This window comes from Streptomyces beigongshangae (genome assembly GCF_019710745.1).
Classification (GTDB): Bacteria; Actinomycetota; Actinomycetes; order Streptomycetales; family Streptomycetaceae; genus Streptomyces; species Streptomyces beigongshangae.
Genome location: NZ_JAHKJW010000004.1, coordinates 112,744 through 129,561 on the forward strand (window position 1 = coordinate 112,744; position 16,818 = coordinate 129,561).

General features: G+C 72.5%; 14 protein-coding genes. 6 read left to right on the top strand and 8 right to left on the bottom strand.

Annotated features, from left to right (window positions below; translation table 11 throughout):
- Positions 1-106: 106 nt before the first annotated feature.
- Complete coding sequence (locus KM933_RS04490; RefSeq protein ID WP_221348468.1) at positions 107-1,099, bottom strand: sporulation protein; 993 nt, start codon at positions 1,097-1,099, stop codon at positions 107-109.
- 301 nt (positions 1,100-1,400) lie between these two features.
- Here KM933_RS04490 and KM933_RS04495 point away from each other — a divergent pair, with 301 nt between their 5' ends.
- Positions 1,401-2,840: a hemolysin family protein gene (locus KM933_RS04495; protein ID WP_221348469.1), complete on the top strand. Its 1,440-nt coding sequence runs from the start codon at positions 1,401-1,403 to the stop codon at positions 2,838-2,840.
- Positions 2,837-3,868, top strand: coding sequence for a hemolysin family protein (locus KM933_RS04500; protein WP_221348470.1), 1,032 nt, complete (start codon positions 2,837-2,839; stop codon positions 3,866-3,868). The genes KM933_RS04495 and KM933_RS04500 overlap by 4 nt, the downstream gene beginning before the upstream one ends.
- Before the next feature lie 84 nt (positions 3,869-3,952).
- Here KM933_RS04500 and KM933_RS04505 read toward each other — a convergent pair whose 3' ends face one another.
- The 3 genes from KM933_RS04505 to KM933_RS04515 all read right to left on the bottom strand — a co-directional run bounded on the left by KM933_RS04505 (position 3,953) and on the right by KM933_RS04515 (position 6,552).
- Positions 3,953-4,621 (bottom strand): GNAT family N-acetyltransferase, encoded by a 669-nt coding sequence (locus tag KM933_RS04505; protein ID WP_221348471.1) that lies wholly within the window; start codon positions 4,619-4,621, stop codon positions 3,953-3,955.
- Between the two features lie 495 nt (positions 4,622-5,116).
- On the bottom strand, positions 5,117-5,995 hold the full coding sequence (locus tag KM933_RS04510) for an SCO2400 family protein (protein ID WP_221348472.1): 879 nt from the start codon (positions 5,993-5,995) through the stop codon (positions 5,117-5,119).
- Positions 5,996-6,225: 230 nt separating this feature from the next.
- The gene (locus KM933_RS04515) at positions 6,226-6,552 is read right to left on the bottom strand and encodes a MerR family transcriptional regulator (protein WP_221348473.1); all 327 of its coding nucleotides are present in this window, start codon (positions 6,550-6,552) and stop codon (positions 6,226-6,228) included.
- 583 nt (positions 6,553-7,135) lie between these two features.
- Between KM933_RS04515 and KM933_RS04520 the strand changes: the two genes are divergently transcribed.
- Positions 7,136-7,507, top strand: a complete 372-nt coding sequence (locus tag KM933_RS04520; RefSeq protein ID WP_221348474.1) for a hypothetical protein — start codon at positions 7,136-7,138, stop codon at positions 7,505-7,507.
- Between the two features lie 113 nt (positions 7,508-7,620).
- Here the strand turns inward: KM933_RS04520 and KM933_RS04525 are convergent, their stop codons facing one another.
- From KM933_RS04525 to KM933_RS04540, 4 genes are all read right to left on the bottom strand, one after another.
- Positions 7,621-7,962 carry an SCO5918 family protein gene (locus KM933_RS04525; protein ID WP_221348475.1) on the bottom strand — a complete coding sequence of 114 codons (342 nt, stop codon included), beginning with the start codon at positions 7,960-7,962 and terminating at the stop codon, positions 7,621-7,623.
- A gap of 122 nt (positions 7,963-8,084) precedes the next feature.
- Positions 8,085-9,641 (bottom strand): DEAD/DEAH box helicase, encoded by a 1,557-nt coding sequence (locus tag KM933_RS04530; protein WP_221348476.1) that lies wholly within the window; start codon positions 9,639-9,641, stop codon positions 8,085-8,087.
- A gap of 306 nt (positions 9,642-9,947) precedes the next feature.
- Positions 9,948-10,151: a cold-shock protein gene (locus KM933_RS04535; protein WP_149511095.1), complete on the bottom strand. Its 204-nt coding sequence runs from the start codon at positions 10,149-10,151 to the stop codon at positions 9,948-9,950.
- Between the two features lie 496 nt (positions 10,152-10,647).
- Entirely contained in the window at positions 10,648-11,973 is a 1,326-nt protein-coding gene (locus KM933_RS04540) for an alpha/beta fold hydrolase (protein WP_221348477.1), read from the bottom strand.
- 365 nt (positions 11,974-12,338) lie between these two features.
- On the opposite strand from KM933_RS04540, the gene KM933_RS04545 reads away from it, so the two are divergent.
- The 3 genes from KM933_RS04545 to KM933_RS04555 all read left to right on the top strand — a co-directional run bounded on the left by KM933_RS04545 (position 12,339) and on the right by KM933_RS04555 (position 16,818).
- Positions 12,339-14,579, top strand: coding sequence for an MMPL family transporter (locus KM933_RS04545; RefSeq protein WP_221348478.1), 2,241 nt, complete (start codon positions 12,339-12,341; stop codon positions 14,577-14,579).
- 230 nt (positions 14,580-14,809) lie between these two features.
- Positions 14,810-16,141, top strand: a complete 1,332-nt coding sequence (locus tag KM933_RS04550) for a sensor histidine kinase (RefSeq protein WP_221348577.1) — start codon at positions 14,810-14,812, stop codon at positions 16,139-16,141.
- Positions 16,138-16,818, top strand: a complete 681-nt coding sequence (locus KM933_RS04555) for a response regulator transcription factor (protein ID WP_221348479.1) — start codon at positions 16,138-16,140, stop codon at positions 16,816-16,818. Before KM933_RS04550 ends, KM933_RS04555 begins: the two co-directional genes overlap by 4 nt.

Here is a 16,818-nt window from a genome sequence, read left to right on the forward strand (position 1 = left end):
ATAAGGAAGGAGAGTGCGGAGACGGGACGTGACGGACCGGTGGCGGGCTCCCGTCAGCCCTTCGTCAGCCCTTCGTCGGCCCCCGGTCGGCCCCGTCAGGCCCCCGTCAGACCTCTTCGTCCTCTCCCTCTCCCTCTCCCTCTCCTTCGTCCTCGAAGAAGTCGCCCACCTCGTCCACGATCTCCGCCGCCACCAGGCCGCCCGCGACGCCGACGGCGAGACCCGCCGTGCCCACGGCGACCGACGGGCCGATGCCCGGCGCCGGCCGGTCGTGTCCGTACGCCGCGTCCGGGCCGTACGACTCCCGGTGCTCGACCAGCTGCCGGACCCAGCCGTCGACGACGGTGTTCCAGTCCTGGTGCGCGGCCCCCTCGTGGGGGACGGTGAACCTGGCCAGCGCGTCGCCCGGGGAGCCCGACGAGCCCGCCTCGCCCGAGGGGAACGGCGTGCCGCGCTTGTCGGCCTCCAGGACCACCTCCACGGCGGCCGGGGCGGCGAGGAAGGTCAGCTCGATCTCGTCGACCGCGTGGGCGTACGCCGGCGACGGGGTCAGCTCCAGCTCCTGGTAGAAGGGGAGTTGCTGGCCCGTACCGCCGATCCGGCCGTACTCCAGGTCCGCGGACCTGAAGCCGAAGCCGAGCTGCCCGAAGGCTTCCAGGACCGCCTCCTGCACGGGCCGGGGCGCCACACGCAGCCGGTCCAGGTCGCCCTTGTCCCTCGCGCCCGCCACCGAGAGCTCCGTACGCAGACCGAGGACGATGCCCAGGTCCTGCCCGTACAGCTCGGTGACCGGCGTCTCCCACGGGAGCGCCACCTCGAACGGTACGGTCCGCTCCTCGCCCCCGCCGAGCCGGAAGCCGCCGCCGACGGTGAACCGCTCGAAGACGACCGCGCCCTCACTCTCCCCCTCGGCGTGCTCGGCCTCGACGCCCGCGACCAGTTCCAGCGTGATGTGCTCGATGCCGAAGTCCGCGTCACCGCCCTTGAGCCGGACCTCGCCCGACAGTGTGCCGCCGGGCAGCGCGGGGCCCGGGTCCAGGACCGTGTCCACCGTGGGGCCGCCCACGCCGAGTGATCCGAGCAGCCGTTTGAACACCATGGAGAGGGTGACTCCTTCATGTGCGGTGGGCCCTGCCCACGTGTCTCCGCGTACCTCTGTGCGATTCTGTGTGCCCCTGCACACCTCTACGTACCTGTAGAAGATTAAGGGCGGCCGGTCGCACCGGATCCGGAACCCCCGCCGTCGCGGCCACCGGACACCCCACTTTGCGATTCCTTTACACTGGCGGAAACGTGTGATGACGACGAAGGAGCAGCGGTTCCACCATGGGTGAACCTCCCAGTAGCAGCCGTGCCATGTCCGGCCCGGGACGCGTGCGTACGGGAGCGGGGGTGGCGCGGTGACCGAGATCCTGCTGCTCCTGCTCGCCCTGTCGCTCACGCTTGCCTGCGCGCTGTTCGTCGCGGCCGAGTTCTCGCTGACCACCGTCGAGCGCGGTGATCTGGAACGGGCGGCCGAGGCGGGCGAGCGGGGCGCGGACGGCGCCCTGAAGGCCGTACGGAAGCTGACGTTCCAGCTGTCCGGTGCCCAGCTCGGCATCACCGTCACCTCCCTGGTGATCGGCATGCTCGCCGAGCCGTCGCTGGCCGTCCTCCTGGAAGGACCGCTGGAGGCGGCCGGCCTGGGCGGCGCGGCCTCGTCCGTGGCGACGGTCCTGGGCGTGGTGGTCTCCACCGTCGTCCTGATGGTCGTCGGCGAACTGGTGCCGAAGAACTGGGCGATCTCGCGGCCGCTGGCCGTCGCCAAGGTGGTCGCGGGACCGCAGCGCGCCTTCACGGCGGCGTTCGGCCCGTTCATCCGCCACCTCAACAACACCGCGAACCGTTTCGTGCGCCGCTTCGGCCTGGAGCCCGCCGAGGAGCTGGCCGCGGCACGCGGCCCGGAGGAACTCGTCGCGCTGGCCCAGCACTCGGCCGCGCAGGGCGCGCTGGAGCCCGACTCCGCCGAGCTGTTCGTCCGTACGCTGCACCTGGGCGAGCTGACCGCCCAGAACGTGATGACGCCGCGCGTGGACGTGCGGGCGCTGGAGGCGCACGCCACGGCCACCGACGCCGCCAACCTCACGTACGCGACCGGTCTGTCCCGCTTCCCGGTCTACCGCGACACCCTGGACGAGGTCGTCGGCACGGTCCACATCCGTGACGTCCTGGCCCTGGAGCCCGGCAGGCGGGCCACGACCCCGGTCACCGAACTGGCCACGGCCCCGCTGCTGGTGCCGGACAGCCTGCCCGCCGACCGGCTCCTGGAGCGCATGCGCACGGCCGGCGCGATGGCCGTCGTCATCGACGAGTACGGCGGCACGGCGGGGGTGGCCACGGTGGAGGACATCGTGGAGGAGGTCGTCGGCGAGGTCCGCGACGAGCACGATCCCGTCGAGGTGCCCGACCTGCTGCCGGCGCCCGCCGCGCCGGACGGCCGCGCGGTCTGGGAGGCCGACGGCGGTGTACGGATCGACGAGCTGACCCGGATAGGCATGCGCGCCCCGGAGGGGCCGTACGAGACGGTCGCCGGGCTGGTCGCCACCCGGCTCGCCCGCATCCCGGCCAAGGGCGACACCCTCGACCTGGACGGCTGGCGGCTGGACGTCCTCGACGTGGAGCACCACCGGGCCGACCGCGTCCGCATCACCGGCCCGGCCGGCGGACCGCCCGGGGGCCCAATCGACGGTCCGCCCGACGGTCCGCCCGGCGGACCGGTGCGTGAACCGGGCGGCGGTCACGGTCAGGGCGGCGGTCCGGACGACGGGTCCGTCCGCCGGAGCACGCGGGAGTCCCGATGAGCACGTCCACCACCATCCAGCTGGCCATCGGGGCCCTGACCCTGCTGACCAACGCGTTCTTCGTCGGCGCGGAGTTCGCCCTGATCTCCGTGCGCCGCAGCCAGATCGAACCGCTGGCCCAGGAGGGCAACAAGCGGGCCCGTATGACCCTGTGGGGCCTGCGGCACATCTCGGCGATGATGGCGACCGCCCAGCTCGGCATCACCGTCTCGTCGCTGGTCCTCGGCGCGGTCGCCGAACCGGCCATCGCCCATCTGCTGGAACCCGCCTTCGAGGCGGCCCACGTCCCGCACGGCCTGGTGCACCCGATCGCCTTCGTGATCGCGCTCACCGCGGCGACGTATCTGCACATGCTGTTCGGCGAGATGGTCCCGAAGAACCTGGCGCTCGCCGCGCCGGTGCCGGTCGCGCTGCTGCTGGGCCCGGCACTGGTCGCCCTCACCCGGGCGCTGAAGCCGTTCGTCTTCGGCATCAACGCCTTCGCCAACGTCCTGCTGAAGCTGTTGCGCGTGGAGCCCAAGGACGAGGTGGAGTCGGCCTTCACGGACGACCAGCTCGCCCGTATGGTCGTCGACTCCAGCGAGGCCGGACTCCTCACGGCCGCCGACGGCGAACGGCTGCGCGACGCCCTGGAGCTGGGCACCCGCCCGGTCGGCGAGATCCTCGTGCCGTCCCAGCGGATGCGTACGGTCGACGACACCGTGACCCCGGCGCGGCTGGAGCGCGCGGCGGCGGAGGCCGGCTTCTCCCGGTTCCCCGTGACGGGCGGGGACGGCACGCTGCTCGGCTACCTCCACATCAAGGACACCCTCGGTGTCACCGACCGCGACCGGCCCTTCCCCCGCGGCGCGCTGCACCCGGTGACGCGCGTCCGCATCGACACCCCGCTCGACGACACCCTCACCGCGCTGCGGGCCACCGGCAGCCACCTCGCGGCGGTCACCGGGGAGGCCGGCAAGGTGCTCGGTTTCGTCACGATGGAGGACGTCCTGTCGGAGCTGGTCGGACCGTCCCCCGCGGAGGTCTGACGCCGGTCACCGGTAGCGGTGACCGTTGCGGGTCCCCGCTACCGGTCAGCGCGGCCGGTCGCCGCTACCGGTCCCCGCCGCCGGTCACCGCAGCGGCCTGCGGAGCCATATCTCCCGGGCCGCCGCGTGCGGACCGGTGGCGGGGACCGGGGACCTCGACCACCCCCAGGCGCGGAAGGTCTCCGCCGCGCCGTCCGTGTCACCCGTGCCGCCCGGGTCGTGGCCGTCGCCACCGTCACCGTCGTCACCGCCGGAGCCGCTCGTGGTCGCGACGACCAGCTCGGCGTCGAGCCGGATCAGCAGCTGTTCGACCATGCGCGTGGCGATGCCGCGGCGGCGGTGGGCCGGCAGCACCATCAGCTCGGCGAGCAGGAACGTGCGCCCCGACGCGGTGAGGTGACCGACGTCCGCGGGCAACTCCCCCCGGATGTCCTCGTCCTCGGTCCACCACTCGCCGGCCGGCGGCACCCGGAACCCGTACGCGCAGCCGACCGTCCCGGCCGAGTCGGCGACCACCATGTCGAAGCCGGTGTGCCGCACGTGCTGTTCGAGCCGGTGCAGAAAACCCTGCCGGTCGCCCTGCACCACCCCCGCCGCTCCGGCCACCCCCGCCGCTCCGGCCACCCTCGCCGCACCCGTCGCACCCGCCGTCCCGGCCGCGCCCCGGTACGCGTCGACGTACACGTCCGCGACGGCGTTCCGCTCCTGTTCGGCCTGCCATCGGGACAGTCTGCGCAAGTACACCTCTGCCATACGGGCCTCCCCCCGGCCGCGGGACCGGTGTCCCCGGACTCGGCATCATCACAGCAGGAGCCGCCGGGGTAAACGGTGCCGTGGACGTCGTCGCCGAGGGACGGCCGTCCGAGGGGGTGGGCAGGGCCGCCGGTCTCGCCTACGCTCTTTGACAGAGTGACGAACAGGGCTCGTCGAGAGCCCTCAACGGTGTCGAAGCCGCACGCGCGGCTTCCTTCGCGCCCCCGGTCCCTGGGTGCATCGGTCCCTGATCCCGGCTGCCCGGACGAGGCGCTCACCACGTCCCCGAGTTCCACGTACCCGAGTCCCACATCCCTGTGTCCCTCGCGGTCCCGCCGACGGCGCACTCCCGCGTGCCGCCGCGACCCGAAGAGGGACTCCCAGCCCTGGAACGCTGCCGGGGGGCGGCGCGCAAGGGCGGTGCGGTCGCCGCCGGTGGGCACGACACCGGCGGCGACCGGCACGACCGGCACGACCCGGCCCACGGCCGGAGCGTCAGCCGAGACAGACCACGAGCAGGCAGAGCCCCGACGGCGAGGTCGGCGTAGCGGAAGGGCTCGCCCCGCCCGGCCCACCGGTGCCGGCGGGGCTCGACGGCTGCTGCGACGCGGTGCCGGACGGACCGCCGGAGGGCGAGGAGGAGACCGGGCCGGAGCCGGCGCCGGAACCCGGGGACGAGGCCGCGTCGCGCGAACGGGGGTCGGACGCCGGCGCCGTACCCGCGGAGGAACGGGTGCCGGGCCGGGAGCCCTGCGGTGCGGTGGCGGTCGGGGCCGCGGAGGCCCGTCGCTGCGACCGGCTGCCGTTCGCGGGGGATTCCCTGGAGGGCGCGGCCGAGGACCGCGGGGTGTCCGGCCGCGTTCCCGGGGAGCGGGTGGAGCGTGACGTCTCGTCCTGTGCGGAACCCGCGCCGCCGCCCGGGGCCTCCGGTGCCGAGGCGGCCTCCGCCCGGTCGGCCGCGTACTGGTCGAGCGCGGCGAAGGTCAGGCCGCCGCCGACGAGAGCGACGGCGGTCGCGACCACGGCCCGGCGCTGGTTCTTCTTCCAGCGGATGCGCTGCCGACGCCGCGCGGCCCGCCCCTGCGGCTCGGGCACCGCGCCTTCGAGACCGCCGTACGGGTCGCTGCCGCTGCTGTCACCACCACCGGCGTCGATGTCTGCGTCGATTTCGGCCTCGGCCTCGGCCTCGGTGTCAGCGGGTTCCCACGCGGGCGGGACCTTGCCCGTCGCCGCGCTTCCGGCGGCCAGGGTGACCCGGGGCTGGACGGTGTGACGGCTGACGATCACCGGAGCGATGTCGGGGGCGTAGGCGCCGCACCCGGGACACACCAGGGCGCCGTTGAGATGCCGACGACATGAGGAGCAGTAGTCCATCAGCGTCTTCCTGAGTCGACCGGTCGCCGACCCGCCGGTCCGCTGCCGGTCCGGGTCGTACGGGAGTCAGCCACGCTAACGAGCCCCGGGGCGGACCGTGTGCAGCCCGTGTGACGCTCCTGCACGGATTCCCCGCCCGCCACGTGCAGGTCACCGCGCATCCGGACATCACACCCCCCTGTCCCCCGCCTGCCCGGCCGACCGCTCGGGAAGAGTCCTCGGCCGGCCGCTCAGGAAGAGTCCTCGGCCGACCGCCGGTACTCCTCGTTGATCCGCTGCGCCTCTTCGAGCTGGTCCTCAAGGATGACGATGCGGCAGGCGGCCTCGACCGGCGTCCCCCGGTCCACCAGCTCCCGGGCCCGCGCGGCGATCCGCAGCTGATACCGCGAGTAGCGCCGGTGTCCGCCCTCGGACCGCAGCGGAGTGATGAGCCGCGCCTCACCGATGGCCCGGAGGAAACCCGGCGTGGTGCCGAGCATCTCGGCGGCCCGCCCCATCGTGTACGCGGGATAGTCGTCGTCCTCCAGACGATCGCCCAGTGGGTTGTCCGCTGTCATGTCACCTCGTTCTGCAACTCGTTCCGCAACGCGTCGAGGGGCCCTGGCGCCGTACGGCACCAGGGCCCCGAAGGAAATTGAACACCATCTGCCGGCGCTACTGTCTCGCCGACCTTCTGTTTCCGCAGCCCGGCCCGGGAGAGGGCGGGAAGTGCGGGGATCGCGGTTGCGTGACCGGGGACCACCTTCCAATCCGGGGTCTTGCGGTACCCGGACCGAATGCTCTCGGCCGGGCGATCCCGATGGCGTCTGCTCCTCCGTTCTTTCTCGGTATCGGTGAGGTGCTGGTCGGCAGCTCCTGAACCTGCGAGCCACCCAGTGCGGTCGTCAGTCCCGTCACCGTCCTGCGAACACCTGGCTTCGGAACTCCACAACCGCCCTGAACTGCGAACTTCTCCTACTTCATCCCGCCAGTTCGTGTCTGCCGGGCTTCCTCGACGTTGGCTACGGGAGAAACCTTAGCCACGCACACGGCCAATGTCTACTCTGGCAAAGATAGATTTTGCTCGGCGTGGGTCCCAGTTATCCTGCCGCCGTCCCGGGGGAGGTGAGCAGGACCGACCACTGGATAGAATCGGCTCTCATGTCGAACCCTGACGAACTGCTCGTCGGCATCGCAGCCCTGGTGGAGTCCGGGCAGAGCAATCGGATGTCGCTGACCGTGGTAACCGGTGGTGCTGTCATCACCGGTCGACTGGCTCCCGAAGCCGTATGGCGTGAACGGGTCTCGGAAGTGCTGAAGGACTCGGACCATCTCGGTCCGTTCGCCGGCGTCTTCCTCGCGGACCGGCCACAGGGGCGTGCCGACGACGAGGCGCCCACCCATCTGCACTTCCATCTGGCCCGCATCCTGCAGGGCAACGTCGGCATCCCGGAGACCGGCGGGATGTACCGCGTCGCCATCGAGGACATCAGCGCCTGGACGATGGGCGACTTCAGCTACTCCGACCACTGAGACCCCGTACGCGGCCTCTTCCCGCCGACCGGTACGACGACGAGGGCCCCACCGACATCTGTCGGTGGGGCCCTCGTCGTCGTACCGGTCCGGTCCGGTCGCTGTCCGCTGTGTCAGCGGGCGGCAACCGCAACCGCGTCCGCGGCGTCGGGCTCGGGGGCTCCGAGCATCGCCGACGCGTTCTGCATCGGGGTGAGGGCGATCGGGGCGGGCGCGGGCTCCTGGGGGCTGCGGCAGGTGAAGCCGAGCCGGGTCATGGCCCGGGTGACCTCCGCGCCGGTGAAGTCGCGGCGGTCCTGCCGCGTGATGACCTCGCCGACCTGCTTGACGGGGTAGTGGCGGCGGCCGATGAGCACGGACTCACCCGTGATGGCCTCGGGCTTGACGCCCTTCATCGAGTCCAGGACCCCCGCCTTGGTGAGGTCGAACGGGAACCGGGCGATGACACAGCGCATGATGCCTCACAGTCACAGGGAGGAGGGGGAGGGAAGGGGAGAGGGGAGAGGGGGGAGAGCCGGGGGCCGGGCCCGGGAGCCGGACCCGGCGACCGAATCCGGCCCGGAGGCTACCCGGAGGGCTAGGCGGCCGCGTCGGCCGTGGACGGGCGCGGCACCGTACGGCGTACCGCCTCACCCGTGAAGCGGCTCCGGCTCCCGCGGCCCCGTCGGCCGCGGACCGACGAGGAGGGACCGGCCGAGGCGCTGCGCCGGGGGCGTTCGGAGGCGGGGGCCGTGATGGTGACCGGGACGCCCGAGGGTGTCTGGGCGCCCGTGATGCGGCTCAGCTCGTCCTCGCCCGAGCGCACCTGGGTGGTCTGCGGGGTGATGCCGGCGGCGACCATCAGACGGCTCATGTCGCGCCGCTGGTTGGGGGTGACCAGGGTGACGACGCTGCCGGACTCGCCTGCGCGGGCCGTGCGGCCGCCGCGGTGCAGGTAGTCCTTGTGGTCGGTCGGCGGGTCGACGTTCACGACGAGGTCGAGGTTGTCGACGTGGATGCCGCGTGCCGCGACGTTGGTCGCCACCAGGACCGTCACGTGCCCGGACTTGAACCGCGACAGGGTCCGGGTGCGCTGCGGCTGGGACTTGCCGCCGTGCAGGGCCGCGGCCCGCACCCCGCTGTTCAGCAGGTGCTCGGTCAGCCGGTCCACCGCGTGCTTGGTGTCCAGGAACATGATCACGCGTCCCTCGCGGGCCGCGATCTCGGTGGTGGTGCGCTGCTTGTCCGCGCCGTGCACATGCAGGACGTGGTGCTCCATGGTGGTCACCGCGCCCGCGGACGGGTCGACGGAGTGCACCACGGGGTCGGTCAGGTAGCGGCGCACCAGCAGGTCGACGTTGCGGTCGAGCGTGGCCGAGAACAGCATCCGCTGGCCGCCGGGGCGTACCTGGTCGAGCAGCTCGGTGACCTGGGGCATGAACCCCATGTCGGTCATCTGGTCGGCCTCGTCGAGCACCGTGACGGCGACCTGGTCGAGGCGGCAGTCGCCGCGGTCGATGAGGTCCTTGAGCCGGCCGGGCGTGGCGACGACGACCTCGGCGCCGGCCCGCAGCGCGCCCGCCTGCCTGCCGATCGACATCCCGCCGACCACGGTGGTCAGCCGCAGCCGCAGGGAGCGGGCGTACGGGGTGAGCGCGTCGGTGACCTGCTGGGCCAGCTCGCGGGTGGGGACGAGGACGAGGGCCAGCGGCTGCCTGGGCTCGGCGCGCAGTCCCGCCGTACGGGTGAGGAGCGCGAGGCCGAAGGCCAGGGTCTTGCCGGAGCCGGTGCGGCCCCGGCCGAGCACGTCGCGGCCCGCGAGGGAGTTCGGCAGGGTCGCGCCCTGGATCGGGAACGGGACGGTCACGCCCTCGTGCCCGAGCGCGGCGAGCAGCTGCTCGGGCATGTCGAGATCGGCGAACGCCTCGACGGCGTCCAGCGCCGGGGTGACCGTCTTCGGCAGGGCGAACTCGCCCTGGGGCCCGCTCTGCCGGCGTCCGTAGCTTTCGGAGCGGCGCGGCCCGCCGGTGCGGTAGCCGCCCCTGCCGGAGCCGGAGCCGGAGCCGGATCCGGAACGGGAGTCCGAGCCGAAGCCGGAGCCCGTGTTTCCGGTGCGGGTACGGGAGTAGCGGTCGTTCGAGCGTGTGCGGTTCACGTGGAACCTTCCTTGACATGGCGCGTATCAAGGAATTCCCGCGAAGAACGAGCAACGCAGGGAATTGCAAGAACGAGCCGAAGAAAAAGGGAGCCGAATCGGTCGATGGATCGATTCGGCGGGAATGCGCGCGGGACGCTCCGGAGGATTGTCATCCGGACTCGGACCGGGGACCTCGACGAGTGAGCGAGGGCGGCGAGGGTGACGGGGAGCGGGGAGCGAATCCCCTGGAACGCGGCTGGAACGCAGCGAGCTGGGGCCCGCACCCCAAGGTGCGGGCCCCAGCTGCGAAGTGCGTGCCGACGATCAGGCGGGAACGATGTTCTCGGCCGTCGGGCCCTTCTGACCCTGCGCGATGTCGAACGTGACCTTCTGGCCCTCGTTCAGCTCGCGGAAGCCCTGGGCGGCGATGTTCGAGTAGTGGGCGAAGACGTCGGCGCCGCCGCCGTCCTGCTCGATGAAGCCGAAGCCCTTTTCGCTGTTGAACCACTTCACGGTACCGGAAGCCATGTTTTTCTCCTTCGGGGCGGTGCTTCGGAGTGCACACTGCGTGTACTCCGTGTCGCCGTGATGATCACCCCTCCGGAAACAACCGGAGCCATAAAGGATCCCCACCCGAATGAACCGGTGGGGACACCTGCAAGATTTTCGGGAACCACAACTGCAACTGAGATCGACAGTAGCACGGTGGGATCGGCGGCGCGTGGTCCGAAAAACCGGCCCGGCCTGTCGCGTAAGTAATATTCATCGCGCGCCGGATCCAATTCTTATCCGACGGGCACAGATATTGACTGTGCCGGGACGCATGGTTTCTGCACGGCGGGCGGCGGGGCCCTTGCGGGCCAAGGGTCCCGCCGCCGGCGCCGTGCGTGGGCCGCGGCGGACCGCGACGGGCGGCGCCGGGCGTGCCCGGGTGGTGGAGTCGCGTGTGTCACAACCCCCCACCCCGGAAGGTGCGGGCCGCGGATCAGGGCCGGAGAGCAGGGCCGCGGGTCAGGACCGCGGGTCAGGGCCGGAGCGGCAGGGAGCCGCAGTTGGACGTGGCGGGCCTGCCGGACAGGCGGTCCGTCAGCCAGTCGACCGCGCTGCCCTGGTCCGTCAGCAGCGGGGCGAAGTGGTTGAGCAGCGCGCTGCCGGCGTTCGGCAGGACGACGGGCTTGTAGGTGACGTCGGCGCCCTTGCGGCACCAGTCGACGGCGAGGTCCCGGGCCTGACCGTGCGGGACGAGGTTGTCGGCGGTGCCCGTCGCGAGCCGCACGGGACCGGACGGCTTCAGCCTGCCGATGCGCTGGCCGTCCAGGAACGTTTTGAGCTCGGGCGTGGCGGCGACGATGTCGGCGAGGGTGCGGCCGTCCTTCGTCCATTCGGTGCTCTTGGTGTAGCCGTAGCCGAAGAGGGCGTCCCCGACGCACATGGTGGAAAGATCGGCGAGGGCCGCCTTCCCGGCCGCGTTCAGATGGGCCTCGGCGATCGGCTTCAGCTCGGGGTCGGACTGGAGGAACCCGTTGAGCGACCAGCCCAGCGCCCCGGCCAGCTCGCTGCCGTCGATGGCCCCGGTGACGGAGGTCAGGTCGGCGGGCGGCGCGCCGGAGTAGGTTCCGGAGAGGGTGACGTCGGGGGCGTACGAGGACTGCAGTTCCGCGGCGGCGGCCGTGGCCCCGCCGCCCTGGCTGTAGCCGTACAGCCCCACCGGGGAGCCGGCGGTGACCGAGCCGCCCGCGACCGAGCGGGCCGCGCGCACGGCGTCCAGGACCGCGTGGGCCTCGTCGACCCGGTCGACGTAGGTGTGCAGCCGGTCCGTGGCGCCCAGGCCCGCGTAGTCGGTGACGACCACGGCGGTCCCCTTCGCGAGGAGCCGGTAGATCGCGATGTCCTCGTAGCCGACGGAGACCGTCTCGCCGTTGAACCGCAGCGGGTGTTCGAGGCCCATGGAGGCGGCGCACTGGTCGCCCTGGCCCAGGGTGCCGGGCGCCACCGCGACCAGGGGCCGCGGCCCGTCGCCCTTCCAGCGGGCCGTCGGTTCGATGTACGCCCCGGTGACCGCGACCGGTTTCCCGTTCGAGTCGGTGGACTTGTACATCAGCCGGGTCGCGGTGCCCGGCAGGGGCCCGTGGAGGCTGGGCAGGGACAGGGCCAGCGGGAGGGGTTCGCTGCGGACGAGCGTGCCGTTCGCGGCGGGCAGGGTGGCGGGCGGGTTGTAGAACGCCGGGATGGTGACGCCCCGGGACACGACCTCGTCCGCCGCCGGGGCGGCGGTGGCCGTGAGTGCCTGGGTGCCGAGGCAGGCGGCGGCGGTGACTGCCGCGGCGAGCAGTCTTCTGCGTGCGGGCATGGCGGACCTCCTGTGGGGCGGCGGGCGGAGCGGCGCACGGGGCGCGGGTACGGGAGCGGTCCGGTCGGAACTTACCTATGGGTAAGTTACTCGCGGTAGCGGCAGAGTGGTTACGTTTCGGTAACTTGGCGCGCCGTCTCGCGGCGGAGCGACGACGGCCGATCGGGCCGCACCGGGGCGGGACCGGCCGGGCAAGACCAGGGTCGGAGACGGAAGCGTCCCCCGTCGTTCCCCAGGCGGACCCCGGGACCCGCCGCTACTGCAATCCGAGTAGCGGAATGTGTCGGCAGCCGCACGACGACAGGACACCCCTCCACCGGACAGCCTGGACGGACATTCGGCACCAGATGTGGAGACCTTCTGCCGTGGCTACTTTTCTCTATCGACTGGGCCGTCTGGCCTTCCGGCGTCGCTGGTACGTCGCCCTCGTGTGGGCGGCCGTCCTGGCCGCGGTCGGCCTCGGCGCGATCAAGGCCCCCGCCGCCGCCGACGAGGAGTTCTCGATGCCGGGCATCGAGTCCCAGAAGGCGTTCGACCTGATGGAGGAGCGCTTCCCCGGGACGTCGGCCGACGGCGCGACCGCCCGGGTCGTCTTCGTCGCACCGGACGGCGGGAAGGTCACCGCCGCCGGGAACAGGCGGGCCGTCGAGGAGGCGGTGACCGAACTGGCCGACGGTTCACAGGTCGCGAGCGTGGCCGACCCCTTCACGACGAAGGCGGTCAGCAAGGACGGCACGACGGCGTACGCGACCGTCGGCTACAAGGTCGGACCGAGCGAGCTGACCGACGCCAGCAGGTCCCAGCTGGAGGAGACCCTCGTCGAGGCCCGCGACTCGGGGCTGACCGTCGAGGCCGGCGGCACCGCGATGGAGGCCGAGGGCGGACCGGGCGGAGCGGCCGAGCTGATAGGCGTCGCGATGGCCGCGGTCGTCCTGCTGGTCACCTTCGGATCCCTCGCCGCGGCCGGGCTGCCGCTGCTGACCGCCCTGATCGGCGTCGGTGTGAGCATGGCCACGATCCTGACCCTGGCCAGCACCCTCGGCCTGTCCACGACGACCGGCACCCTCGCGATGATGCTCGGCCTCGCGGTGGGCATCGACTACGCCCTCTTCGTGGTCTCGCGCTACCGGGAGGAGCGCGCCCGCGGCCGTACGCCGCAGGAGGCGGCCGGGCTCGCGGCGGGTACGGCGGGTTCGGCCGTCGTCTTCGCGGGACTCACCGTCGTCATCGCCCTCGCCGGGCTCGCGGTCGTCGGCATCCCGATGCTCACCAAGATGGGCCTGGCCGCCGCGGGCGCGGTCGTCGTGGGCGTACTGATCGCGCTGACGCTCGTCCCCGCACTCCTCGGCTTCTGGCCGAACGCCGTGCTCACGCGCCGGGCCCGCCGGAGCGGCCGCGCCGAGCAGGGGGCCGGTCCGCAGGAGCGCGGTCCCCGGGACGCCAAGGCCAACGGCGGCACCCGCTGGGCGCGGTTCGTGCTGCGCCGTCCCGTACCCGTGCTGCTTCTCGGGGTCGTGGGCCTCGGCGCCCTCGCCGTACCGATGACCGATCTGCAGCTGGGCATGCCCGGCGACGAGGCGAAGTCGACCTCCACCACCGAACGCCGGGCCTACGACGCGCTCGCCGAGGGCTTCGGGCCCGGCTTCAACGGCCCGCTGACGATCGTCGTGGACGCCGAGGGCGACTCCGACCCCAAGGGCGCCGTGGAGGCGGTCGCCGAGGAGATCGGCGCCACGAAGGGCGTCGTGTCCGTCTCCCCGGCGCAGTTCAACGAGGCCGGTGACACGGCGGTGTTCTCGGTCGTGCCCGCCACCGCGCCGACCGACGAGAGGACCACGAACCTGGTGGAGACCATCCGCGGCGAGCGGCCCGGGGTCGAGTCCGGGACCGGGGCGACCTTCGAGGTCACCGGCACCACCGCCCTGAACATCGACATCTCCGACAAGGTCCAGGCGGCCCTGGTCCCGTACCTGGTCATCGTGGTCGGTCTGGCGATCCTGCTCCTGATGGTGGTGTTCCGTTCCCTGCTCGTCCCGCTGAAGGCCGCCCTCGGGTTCCTCCTGTCGGTGCTGGCCTCCCTCGGCGTGGTCGTCCTGGTCTTCCAGCAGGGCCACGGCGCCGGGATCCTGGGCGTGGAGCAGACCGGGCCGATCATGAGCCTGATGCCGATCTTCCTGGTGGGCATCGTCTTCGGCCTGGCCATGGACTACGAGGTCTTCCTGGTCTCCCGGATGCGGGAGGCGTACGTCCACGGGGAGTCGCCCGACCAGGCGGTCGTCAGCGGGTTCAAGCACAGCGCCCGGGTCGTCGTGGCCGCCGCGCTGATCATGATCGCGGTCTTCGCCGGGTTCATCGGCGAGAGCGACCCGATGATCAAGATGATCGGCTTCGGGCTGGCCTCCGCCGTCCTCTTCGACGCCTTCGTCGTACGGATGGCGATCGTGCCCGCCGTCCTGGCCCTGCTCGGCCACCGGGCCTGGTGGCTGCCGCGTGCGCTGGACCGGCTGCTGCCCCGCGTCGACGTGGAGGGCGAGGCGCTCAACCGCGGACCCGCCGCGGCCCCGGCCCCCTCCGACACGGCCGAGCTGGAAGTGGCCCGCACCTGACCCGTACCTGAGACGCACCTGAGACGGCCGCGCCCTCCCCGCGGCAGGGGCCGCCCGTGACGAACGACACGGGCGGCCCCGTCGGCCGTACGCACCCGGAAGCGTCCACGATGGACACGGCGGGTTGCCGGGACTCCACCACGGAGTCCCGGCCGCCCACCACGGAGTCCGCCGCACGGCCCGTCGCACAACCCGCCGCACAGCCCGCCGGAAAAACCCCGGAGAGACCGATGTCCAGCAGCCTGGAGCGCTACACGGACCGCTTCGAGCAGTACGCGGACCGCCATCCCCACGCCTTCGACGGGGTGCTGGTGCTGGCGCTGACGGGCTGCGCGGTCATGGGCAGCAACCTCACCCTGCCCGGCGCCGACCCGCCCGACCGGGACCGGGCCGCGATCGTCCTCATGGGTGTCTCCTGCCTCGCCCTGCTCAAGTACCGCAGGTATCCGCGTACCGCCGTCGTCGTGACCGCCGGCTGCACCGTGGTCGCGGTCACCCTCGGATACCTGCTCACCCCCCTGCTGCTGGCACCCGTGATGGCCGCGCTCTACTGGCTGGCCACCCTCACCGATGCCAGGACCACCCGTGTCTACGGCATCGCCGTCGCGGCGCCGCTGACGGTCGTGTACGCCGTCTCCGACTCCATGGACAGCCTCTCCCTGCTGCTCAGGACGATCGGGCCCTTCTTCTGGCTGCTGCTGCCGCTCGCCGCCGGCAACATGACCCGGCTGCGGCGCGCCTACCTGGCCTCGGTGCAGGCCCGTGCCGAACACGCCGAGCGCACGCGGGAGGAGGAGGCGCGGCTGCGCGTCACCGAGGAGCGCATGCGCATCGCCCGCGAACTGCACGACGTGGTCGCACACCACCTGGCGCTGGCCAACGCCCAGGCCGGTACCGCCGCCCATCTCGCGGTCAGCAACCCGGAGCAGTCGCGGAAGATCCTCGACGACCTGACCGGGACCACGTCCTCCGCGCTGCGCGAGCTGAAGGCGACGCTCGGGCTGCTGCGGCGGAGCGACGACCCGGCCGGCCCGTCGCTGGAGCCGTCCCCCGGCCTCGACTGCCTGCCGGACCTGGTCGCGGCGTGCGCGTCGGCGGGGGTCGCGGTCACGGTGACCACGGAGGGCGAGCCGCGGCCGCTGTCGCCCGGGGTGGACCTGACCGCGTTCCGGATCGTGCAGGAGGCGCTGACCAACGTGACCAAGCACGCGGGCGCGGAGACCGCGGAGGTGCGGCTCACGTACGTCACCTCCCGCCTCCTGATCACGGTCACCGACGACGGGCCCGCCGGGGGCGCGCCCGCGGCCGTCCCCCTCGCCGCCGCGGTCGGGCCGGGCCGGGGGTTCGGGGTCATGGGGATGCGTGAACGGGCCCAGTCCATCGGGGGCGAACTCTGCGCGGGCCCGCGTCCCAGGGGCGGCTTCGAGGTCGTCACCGCGCTGCCGTTGCAACCGGAGCAACCGGAGCAACCGGAGCAACCGGAGAGGTCGGGGACGTCGGGGACGGTGGGGGTCGCCGCCCCGGTGGGGACCGCCGGTTCCGCAGGAGGAGAGAAGCCATGAGCATCAAGGTGCTGCTGGCCGACGACCAGGCCCTGCTGCGGGCCACCTTCCGGATACTGATCGACTCCTGCGACGACATGACGGTGGTGGGCGAGGCGTCCGACGGCGCGGAGGCGGTGGATCTGACCCGTGCGCACCGCCCCGACATCGTCCTCATGGACATCCGCATGCCGGGCACGGACGGTCTCGTCGCCACGTCGGTCATCTGCGCCGACCCGGAACTCTCCGCGACCCGCGTCCTCATCCTGACCACCTTCGAGACCGAGGACTACGTCGCCCAGGCGCTGCGCGCGGGGGCCAGCGGCTTCCTCGGCAAGGACGTCACCGCCGACACCCTGCTCGCCGGGCTGCGGACCGTGACCTCGGGCGAGGCCCTGCTCTCGCCGGGCGCCACCCGCACGCTCATCACCCGCTTCCTCACGTCCCCCGAGCCCGGGAGCCACCTGGCACCCCCCGAGCGGCTGTCCGAGCTCACGGTGCGCGAACGCGAGGTGATGGCCCTGGCGGCGGAGGGCAGGTCCAACACCGAGATCGCCGAGGACCTCGTGGTCAGTCCGCTGACGGTACGGACCCATGTGCACCGCGCCATGACGAAGCTGGGCGCCCGGGACCGGGCCCAGCTGGTCGTCATCGCCTACCAGACGGGCCTGGTCCGGGCGGGACCGACCACACTCTGA